This window comes from Tolypothrix sp. FACHB-123, from assembly GCF_014697075.1.
In the GTDB taxonomy this organism is placed as follows: domain Bacteria; phylum Cyanobacteriota; class Cyanobacteriia; order Cyanobacteriales; family Nostocaceae; genus Aulosira.
Genome location: NZ_JACJRE010000130.1, coordinates 1 through 5,396, shown reverse-complemented (window position 1 = coordinate 5,396; position 5,396 = coordinate 1). Strand labels below are relative to the sequence as shown.

At 39.8% G+C, this 5,396-nt stretch carries 5 protein-coding genes; all 5 read right to left on the bottom strand.

Translation table 11 applies throughout. The features are described 5' to 3' along the window. Positions 1–304 precede the first annotated feature (304 nt). The 5 genes from H6G41_RS34060 to H6G41_RS34040 all read right to left on the bottom strand — a co-directional run bounded on the left by H6G41_RS34060 (position 305) and on the right by H6G41_RS34040 (position 5,013). On the bottom strand, positions 305–931 hold the full coding sequence (locus tag H6G41_RS34060; RefSeq protein ID WP_190752766.1) for a class I SAM-dependent methyltransferase: 627 nt from the start codon (positions 929–931) through the stop codon (positions 305–307). 505 nt (positions 932–1,436) lie between these two features. Continuing rightward, complete coding sequence (locus H6G41_RS34055) at positions 1,437–2,306, bottom strand: LysR family transcriptional regulator (RefSeq protein ID WP_190752764.1); 870 nt, start codon at positions 2,304–2,306, stop codon at positions 1,437–1,439. 476 nt (positions 2,307–2,782) lie between these two features. Beyond that, positions 2,783–3,778, bottom strand: a complete 996-nt coding sequence (locus H6G41_RS34050; protein ID WP_190752762.1) for a phosphonate dehydrogenase — start codon at positions 3,776–3,778, stop codon at positions 2,783–2,785. Between the two features lie 10 nt (positions 3,779–3,788). After that, complete coding sequence (gene phnE, locus H6G41_RS34045) at positions 3,789–4,598, bottom strand: phosphonate ABC transporter, permease protein PhnE (protein ID WP_190752760.1); 810 nt, start codon at positions 4,596–4,598, stop codon at positions 3,789–3,791. Between the two features lie 181 nt (positions 4,599–4,779). Next, positions 4,780–5,013, bottom strand: coding sequence for a PhnD/SsuA/transferrin family substrate-binding protein (locus H6G41_RS34040; RefSeq protein WP_308796916.1), 234 nt, complete (start codon positions 5,011–5,013; stop codon positions 4,780–4,782). Positions 5,014–5,396 lie beyond the last annotated feature (383 nt).

Genomic DNA, 5,396 nt, shown 5'->3' with positions numbered 1-5,396 from the left:
TGAGATATGGCTAGGATTGTTGCTGGGTGGGTTTACTTTGGAACAACGTGGAGATTTTTATCAAAATCAGAATATTTGGGTGATAACAAATGATAGCCAAAATAAATGAAATAGTTGTAACCGACAATAAAAAGGATACAAGCCCCCAACTTCATTATGGGTGTCTTTAAATGCGCGAATTTGAATTTTGAATTCGGGGCGTTCGCGCAGTGTCTCCGTAGGAGAAGTGACATGACAATGTTCAGCAAAGAGTTTCCGACACTTTCTTCTATTATTCTTTCATGAGAGTGATGGAAGAGCGATATTAAGTTTGTGATATTGCTTGGACAATCATCATTCCCCAGACAAAATTAAAGCGAAATTTAGCTGCACGCTCAATATCAAACTGGGCAGATGCCAGTAAACGATGAAACTCTTTTTGGGTGTAACACTGCTTATAAGCAGGGTCAACAAGCTTCAATATAAAATCACATATCTGACATGATAAATAATCTTTACACCAATCTAAAATAAATACTTTACCTTCGGGCTTCAGAACACGTTTTATCTCCTTTAATGCAGCATTAGAATCATCAAAATAATGAAACACACTGGCTGATACAATTATATCAAAACTATTATTCTCAAAAGGTAACTCTGACACACTTACATTATAAAATGAAACATGAAAATAAGCATGACATTTCTGTTGAGCTACATGCAGCATCTTTTCGGAAATGTCTACTCCTATAATCACTTGTTGTGGATTTTGTCTTAATAATAACAGTTCTAATTCTCCTGTTCCACAACCAACATCAAGGACTGTTGTTTCTGGTGCAATCTCTGCCCAATTTTTTAGAATAGATAGTGTCTTCGTAATGTAAGTATTCCAACGCTTATCATATGAATCTGCCATCTCGTTATACTGTTTACGAATTAATGTCTCACCCATAATTATATTTCTCACTGAATGGTGAATATCAATAGAGTTATATCTGTCTTATCAAGCGACACTACATTAACAAAAATTGGAAGTTGATGGTCGATGCTTGATACCAATTCAAAATTCGTTGATGGTCGATGCTTGATACCAATTCAAAATTCGCTCATCCCCTTGGCTATGCAACACTAATGCAAACGTTCAGGATTGTACCTACAAAATTCAAAATTGATAAATCTGGATTTTACAAGGTTTCAATATTTGGTTCCGTTTCAGAATTTTGGTGAATTGGTATAAGATATTATTCCTTAGATATATGTATATTTAATTCCTAGTTCAAGGCAGAACAATGTAATCTCTATTTTGTAATAATTCAGGAGTCAGAATTCAGTAACCAGAATAGTTATAGTTACAGAATCAGGATAAACTTTGATAAATCAACATATCAATCATTTTAAATTCCTTCTAAATTCTGACTTCTGACTCCTGTATGCTGAATTCTTACTCTATTTTAAGTTTATTCATGTAACAACATTTGAATAAATTGGTGGACTAGACTATCTAAAGATAAGCTGCTGCGCCATATGACAAATAATTTTTTGCATAAGGTTTTGCTATCTACATCTATAGGAATGGCTCGTAGTAACCCGGCTTGTACTTCTTGAGTAACTGATTTTGACAGCACAATTGAAACTCCTAACCCGGCTTGCACAGCTCGTTTGACAGCTTCTGTGCTACCTAATTCCATAGAAATTCGCATCTTGTGAACTTGCTCACCAAAAAATTGTTGCAGCAAGCGTCGAGTCCCTGTTCCTTTTTCTCCACCTAACATTTCGATATTTTCTAAATAGGCTTTGGGTACTTTCGTCAAATTCCGCCAAGGATGATTTGGTGGGACTATGACAACAAGCTCTTCATTTTGCCATAGTTGAGCTATAAACCCAGGACGATTATCCCACCATTCCATCAGGGCTATGTCTACTAATCCAGTTTCTAGCTTGTCAGCAATTATCGGATTAGTATCAATTACTAAATCAACCTCATAGGAGTTAGCATACTTTTCCAAATGATATTTCAAATACGGTGGTAAAAGATATATACCAATATTAGAACTTGCCCCAATTATCAATTTTGTGGATTTTAGGGCTGAAACTGCTCTTTGTGTCACTAAAACTAGACTTTCGGCATAAGGAAGTAATTTCTGTGCCGCAGAAGTCAATTGATTACCCTTGCGATCGCGGATAATTAGCTGCGTATTCAAAGATGCTTCTAACTTTTTAATGTGTTGTGAGACAGCAGGTTGAGAAATTCCCAGTTGTTTGGCAGCTTGGCGAAAACTCCCTGTGTGGACAACGGCTAAAAAACTTTCTACGTACTCGAAATTCATAGGTGGAAGCAGGAGGCAGAAAAAGCAGGGGGGTAGGGCAGGGCTGATTCATTCCCTAAGAAGCCTGAAAAATCAATGGTTCTAGCAAAATAAAATTGATGATTTTACTACCTGGGTATCGAGAAAATAGACAATTGCACTGTTATTTATGTGTTTAAAAGTCTGTTTCATCGTTACTCATACTTATGATTTTTATCGCTAACCATCTTGACAAATCCTGTTTGAAAGGGAATGAATCGGCCCTGGGGGGTAGGGGGGTCTCTCAAGGGTAGGTATTTTGTATTTGGCTATTTTTTGGCTATTTCAGCCGATGCTTAAATCCTGAAACGACCAAACCACGTTAAACAATTGAGAATTTTCTCAACTATTTTTGAGATTCTGAAAACCCTACCCTTGAAAGGGTAGGGGAGCAGAGGAGTAGGGGAGTAGGGGAGAAAAATCCAATGCCCAATGCCCAATGCTCCATGCCCCAGTACCTAATCCCTAAGATAATTAACTGCTCCCTGTGGCTTTTGTCCTTGCAGGGCTTGCAGAATATTTTGGGCAGCTTCTAGGGCAATATTCCGCCGTAGTTCGTCAACGGCAGATCCAATATGGGGAGTGAAGAAGGTTTGCTTGGTATTTTCTAATAATGGCTGGGGTATATTGTAAGGGCGATCGCTACGATACCAGTCTTCCATTTCAAATACATCAGCAGCATAACCTGCTAAATGTCCTGATTCTAAAGCCTGAGACACTGCTTGCTCATCTACGACTGAACCACGACAGGGGTTAATTAAAAAGCTGCCTGGTTTCATTTTGGCTAGGGTGTTGGCGTTGATTAAATGCAAGGTTGCTGGTTGCAGAGGTACTACCAATACAACAAAATCACTTACTTCCATTAAAGTCTCAAAAGGCACTCGTGATATATTCCAAGCTGCTTCTTGTTCTGGAGTTAACGCTACGGGATCACTATAGAGTAACCGCATCTCAAAACCTGTTAGACGTTGCGCGATCGCTTTGCCTAATGCACCCATACCAACAATTCCCAAGGTGCGATTTGCTAGCCCTAAACTGTAAAATTGCGGTCGCCACCCAGCAAATTTACCTGTGCGAATGAAGCGATCGCCTTCTAACATCTGTCTTCCTAGCCCAATTAATAACCCAATGGTAATTTCGGCGGTAGGTGCAGACAATAAAGAAGGCACAATGGTAAACCAGATACCGCGATGGGTACAGGCTGCAACATCAAAATTATCGTAGCCTTTAAGGGCAGCCGCAATTATTTTCAATTTGGGACATTCTTGCACAAAAGCCTCATCAATGGTGTCTGGCATAAATACCATGAGAGCCTCTGCATCTTTTGCCCGTTGCAGAATTTCCTCACGAGATAAAGCTTCTTTACTGAGATTAGCAATCACCTCACAACTAGGTTTGAGCAGTTCAATCACTTCGGGATGTACCCAATTAGTAATTACAACCTTTGGCTTCATGGGTATATCCTCAAGCTAACCGTCTGCGTAAATAGCCACTGAAACTATCTACCAGCGTCACCATTACCAGAATTACCAGCAGGATTGCTGACACTTCTTTATAGTTAATGATGCGTAACGCACCAATCAATTCAAAACCTATACCACCTGCTCCCACTGCCCCCATGATAGTAGAAGCGCGAAAGTTATATTCCCAGCGATATAAGGTTACATCGAGCATTTGCGGCAAAACTTGCGGCAAAACACTGTGATAAATCACCTGAATTTTGTTTGCACCCGCCGCCTGTGCCGCTTCTATCGGTGCAGGGTGGACGTGTTCAATGTACTCAGCAAAGAATTTACCCACCATACCCACCGAATGTAACCCCACGGCTAACGCTCCAGGTAACGCACCAAACCCCACTGCCGCCACCAGAATAATCCCCATAATTAATTCTGGTACAGCCCGTAAACCATTGAGAATTAGACGCGCCACCTGAAACGCCAACCAATGGGGTGTAGTATTACTAGCCGCCAATAGTGATAATGGTAGGGAAAAGGAAACAGCGATCGCTGTGGCGGCAATACTCATAGCCAGAGTGTCAAATAGTGGCTTAATCCAATTACTGGCGGCACTAAAATCAGGTGGTAGCATCTGGCGAATTAAATTCATCCCACTGGGGACACCTTTAGCCAACCTTTCCCAATCCAAAAGACCAACCAAAAACAAGGATATTAGCACAATTACTACAACAACAGCTACTTGCATTAAGCGATGATATCTCTGCTGTCGTTGTTGTTTTAGTACGGTTTCAAATTTGTGATAAATATTTGTTGCCATGCCATTTTTAGTGGAAAGATGAGGAAGGGGGACAAGGAAGACAAACAATTCAAAATTCGCTCATTAAGAATTTTATTTGACTATTGCCCAATGCCCTGGTGGCTGAGCGAAGCCGTACTCCTGCAAAGAAGCAAGCTACGCGCAGCGTCTCGCAGAGAAGCCAATGCCCAATGCTCCATCCTTATTTATTCAACTTCTCGAAATCGAGATTCAAGGTTTTACCTAAATCACGCACTACGTCATAATTTTTATCTTCAATGGCATCAAATCCATCAGCTTTAAAAGGCTTGAGGACTGTTTGATCCTTCAATTCAATAAACGCCGAACGAATTTTTGCTTTTAGTTCAGGGTTCAAATCAGAGCGCATTGTCCAAGGATATTGAGGAAATGGTTCCGACTCTGCCAAAACTTTCACTTTGTTACTATCAATAATTTGAGTTTAGACTAGACAGCAACAAATGACCCAGCAGTGCTGAGTTAATAAAACACAACCTTCAAGAATGAAGATATTTGAGATTAAGCAGATTTTTGTTCCTCTTTGCGTGGTTTAGAAGCAGTCTTTTTAACAATTGGATATCGTATTTTCCGGTTACGGACTTTAGGGACTTCCAAAGAATAAATTATTCCAAGAAAAACAAGAGACAGGTTTTCTCAAGAATGATAATCATTTTAAGGGGGAGAAAAGGGGTTGCTCTCGGCAACCCCTTTTCTCCCCCTCATCTATGCATGAAGAATCTATACACTTGTCGTCTGCTTTGAAGTTAAACAGTGTAAATAAGGGATGTTTTGTAGCTAAAT

Coding starts and splice junctions, on each gene's coding strand:
- H6G41_RS34055 (WP_190752764.1), bottom strand. CDS start 2,306: ATGAATTTCGAGTACGTAGAAAGTTTTTTAGCCGTTGTCCACACAGGG.
- H6G41_RS34060 (WP_190752766.1), bottom strand. CDS start 931: ATGGGTGAGACATTAATTCGTAAACAGTATAACGAGATGGCAGATTCA.
- H6G41_RS34050 (WP_190752762.1), bottom strand. CDS start 3,778: ATGAAGCCAAAGGTTGTAATTACTAATTGGGTACATCCCGAAGTGATT.
- phnE (WP_190752760.1), bottom strand. CDS start 4,598: ATGGCAACAAATATTTATCACAAATTTGAAACCGTACTAAAACAACAA.